The organism is Microcoleus sp. S13_C3, from assembly GCF_036700905.1.
Taxonomy (GTDB): domain Bacteria; phylum Cyanobacteriota; class Cyanobacteriia; order Cyanobacteriales; family Microcoleaceae; genus Microcoleus.
Map to the genome: position 1 here is coordinate 1 of NZ_JAUBPT010000301.1, position 3,538 is coordinate 3,538.

General features: G+C 44.5%; 3 protein-coding genes. All 3 read left to right on the top strand.

All coding sequences use genetic code 11. The annotated features are described in order from the left end of the window. Positions 1 to 216 precede the first annotated feature (216 nt). The 3 genes from QUA16_RS36045 to QUA16_RS36055 all read left to right on the top strand — a co-directional run bounded on the left by QUA16_RS36045 (position 217) and on the right by QUA16_RS36055 (position 3,468). Positions 217 to 1,347 carry a spermidine/putrescine ABC transporter substrate-binding protein gene (locus tag QUA16_RS36045; protein WP_333109601.1) on the top strand — a complete coding sequence of 377 codons (1,131 nt, stop codon included), beginning with the start codon at positions 217 to 219 and terminating at the stop codon, positions 1,345 to 1,347. A 230-nt stretch (positions 1,348 to 1,577) separates the two neighbouring features. Continuing rightward, positions 1,578 to 2,489 (top strand): ABC transporter permease, encoded by a 912-nt coding sequence (locus QUA16_RS36050; RefSeq protein WP_333109599.1) that lies wholly within the window; start codon positions 1,578 to 1,580, stop codon positions 2,487 to 2,489. 133 nt (positions 2,490 to 2,622) lie between these two features. After that, positions 2,623 to 3,468, top strand: a complete 846-nt coding sequence (locus QUA16_RS36055; protein ID WP_333109598.1) for an ABC transporter permease — start codon at positions 2,623 to 2,625, stop codon at positions 3,466 to 3,468. Positions 3,469 to 3,538: the final 70 nt, after the last annotated feature.

A 3,538-nucleotide genomic window follows, 5' to 3' on the forward strand; every position in this document is an offset into this window, starting at 1 on the left:
AGTCATTAGTCATTAGTCATTAGTCATTAGTCATTAGTCATTAGTCATTAGTCATTAGTCATTAGTCATTAGTCATTGGTTATTTGTTGGTTCTCCTAACAAATAACATAGGACAATTCCCAATTCCCAATTCCCAATTCCCAATTCCCAATTCCCCAATCTTCAATCTTCAATCTCCAAATCTAAAATCTAAAATCTAAAATCTAAAATCTAACTGTGCCTCCGACTAACTTACCAATTTCCAGGATTTTTCCGGCTAATTCTACACGCCGTCAGTTCCTAAAAAATTCGGCGGCGACAATTTCCGGGTTAGCTGTTTCGAGTTGCGGCTGGCGACTTGCAGACGTGCAATCTGCTCCTCCGGTCAAAGGTGATGCCGACCAACTTTTCATCTATACTTGGGCAGGCTATACCGATAAAGCTTTGCTCGATCGCTTTGCCGAAAAAACAGGCATTCGCGTGGTTGCAGACGTATTTGACTCCAATGAGGCGATGCTGGCTAGGGTTCAAGCTGGCGGTGGCCGGGCCTACAGCATCATTTACCCGTCTGACTACATGGTGATTCAGATGACGGAACTGGGGCTGTTGAGCCCATTAGACCACTCGATTTTGGGCGGGCTCGATCGGCTAAAAAAACAGTTCCAAAACCCCGTATATGACCCAGGAAACCGCTACAGCGTGCCTTTGAGTTGGGGAACCACAGGCTTAATTTACAACAGCGAACAGCTCAAAGAAGCTCCTGAAGATTGGGAGTATTTGTGGCAGCACAAACAGGAGTTAGCAAGGCGAATGACGCTGGCAAATGATGTTCGAGAAGTGATGGGTGCTGCGCTGCGGATGTTGGGCTATTCTCTCAATTCTACCAACCAAGAGCAAGTGAAACAAGCTTACGAAAAGTTGGTGGAACTCAAACCGGCGATCGCATCTTTTACCACTGATGCTTGGCGGCCGCAAATGCTGACGGGGGATTTGAAGGTAGCTATGTGTTATTCTTCTGATGCTAATGAGGTAATCCCAGATAATGACAAATTGCGCTATGTTGTGCCAAAAAGCGGTTCTTCTCTGTGGACTGACACTTTAGTAATTCCTAAAGGTGCTCCCAATCCCGAAGCAGCTTATAAGTGGATTAACTTTATGCTGCAAGCGGATGTCGCTGCTTCTTTAGTAGAACGGCTCAGTTTCTCAACTCCTTCGGAAGATGCTTTTAGTTTGCTGACGCCGGAAGTCCGCGAAAATGAAATTCTTTTCCCTTCGGAGGCAACTTTGAAAAATTGCGAAGGTGTTGCTCCGGTAGGAAAATTTATAGACGTGTACGATCGCTATTGGACTAAATTAACCAGCGGCTAATCTTATTTTTGCCAGAAATTTCATGTACATTTCGATTTACCGTGGGGTGGGGGCGGGTTTATGAGATTGTTTATTTTAGGCGATGATTGTAGGTGAACCCGCCCCTACATTACATTTCGATTTACCGTGGGGTGGGGGCGGGTTTAGAAGATTGTTTATTTTACGCATAGATTGTTGTTGGTGAAACCCGCCCGTACCAATCACAACTCAAAACTCAACACTATTTATTTATGGCTGTTTCAACTAGAACTCCCCCTCCTATTCCTCCCAATTCTTCTTTGAAGGCTGAAACTGTTTCCCCGTGGTCTGCGTGGGCTGGGCCACTGGCATTGCTGGGCCCTTCTGGCTTGTTCCTGCTGTTATTATTAGTAATACCAACTTTGGTGATTTTTCAGCTTAGTTTGGTGCCAAATATTAAACCGGGAGATTTGGTGAATCCTTCGGGAATCGGCAATTACCTGCGAGTGTTTGAGCCGCTGAATTTGCAGGTGATTGGTCGATCGCTCTTTTTCGCAACGGGGACTACTATTCTGTGTTTGCTGCTGGGATTTCCTGTGGCTTACTGGATCGCCCTCAATGTGTCGAAAAAGTGGCGGAATTTAACTTTGTTAGGCTTTGTGTTGCCGCTGTGGACTTCTTCGCTGTTGCGATCGTATGCTTGGATTACAATTCTGCGTCCTACGGGGGTTCTCAACTCGCTGCTGGCACTTGTAGGCATTCCTCCTCTAGAATTGCTTAATCAAAGTTCCGCCGTTCTAATCGGCATGGCTTACAGTTATTTGCCTTATATCGTGACAATTCTCTACGCTTCTTTGGAAAAGTTAGACCGCAGGTTGCTAGAAGCATCTCAGGATTTGGGTGCGAACCCAGTGGAAACTTTCTGGAAAGTGACAGTACCTCAGACGATGCCGGGAATTGCTGCGGGTTCTTTGCTAGTATTTATTAGCTGTTTGGGCGATTTTGTCGATCCCGAGTTGCTCGGTGGAGCTTCTAGTATGACGGCGGCTCGTTTAATTTACAATCAGTTTTTGGGGGCGACTCAAAATTGGGGGCTGGGTTCGGCTCTGAGTATGGTATTAATCTTTGCAGTGAGTATCGGAATTGCCCTTTTGCTCAAATATGGCGATCGTAATGCAATTTAAAGAAGTCATTAGTCAGTAGTTATTAGTCCTTAGTTATTGGTTACTGGTTATTGGTAGCTACTCACAAATAACAACTGATAACAACCGATTACCAATTACCAATTACCAATTACCAATTACCAATTACCGAGAAATGGAAAATACCCCCGAAAATCCACAGGAGGAAATACAAGCCGATATGTACTTAAAACCTAAATTTAAGGTTTCTTGGCAGGTAATATTTGCCGTTTTGATGTTTTTTTATATGTACCTGCCCATCCTGGTACTCACATTTTACAGCTTTAACAAATCGCGTTTTAGCGCCGGTTGGGAAGGATTTACTTTAGATTGGTACGTTAAATTATTTAGCGATACGCGGATTTTAATTGCCCTGAGAAACAGTTTAACAGTGGCTGTTTGTGCAGTTGCAATCTCGGCTGTACTTGGCACTTTGATGGCCGTTGGTTTAGCCCGCTACCGCTTTCCAGGCAAGAGTTTATATCAGGGAGTCTCCTACTTGCCGATTATTATTCCAGATATTGCGACCGCAGTTGCTACTCTGGTATTTTTAGCTGCGCTGGCTATTCCTCTGAGTTTGTGGACAATTGTCGCCGCTCACATTGTGTTTTGTCTGGCTTACATCGCCCTAGCTGTTTCTACTAGATTGGCAGATTTAAACCCGTATTTAGAAGAGGCTGCCTTGGATTTGGGTGCAACGCCTGTTGAAGCTTTTATTCAGGTTTTGCTCCCTCAATTAATACCCGGAATTGTTTCGGGTTGTCTGCTGTCTTTTGTCCTCAGCATGGACGATTTTTTGATTGCGAGTTTTACCGCAGGTAGCGGGACTACAACTCTGCCGATGGAAATTTTTAGCCGGATTCGGACTGGGGTAAAACCGGATATTAATGCTTTGAGCGTGCTGTTGATAGTAGGTTCGGGAGGATTGGCGTTTTTAGCGGAATATTTGCGCGGCCGGGGCGAGCAAAAACGGACTCATTAGTCATTAGTCATTAGTCATTAGTCATTAGTCATTAGTCATTAGTCATTAGTCATTAGTCATTAGTCATTAG

What these genes read in the sequence shown, in the direction of transcription:
- QUA16_RS36050 (WP_333109599.1), top strand. Translation starts at nt 1,578, where the DNA reads ATGGCTGTTTCAACTAGAACTCCCCCTCCTATTCCTCCCAATTCTTCT.
- QUA16_RS36055 (WP_333109598.1), top strand. Translation starts at nt 2,623, where the DNA reads ATGGAAAATACCCCCGAAAATCCACAGGAGGAAATACAAGCCGATATG.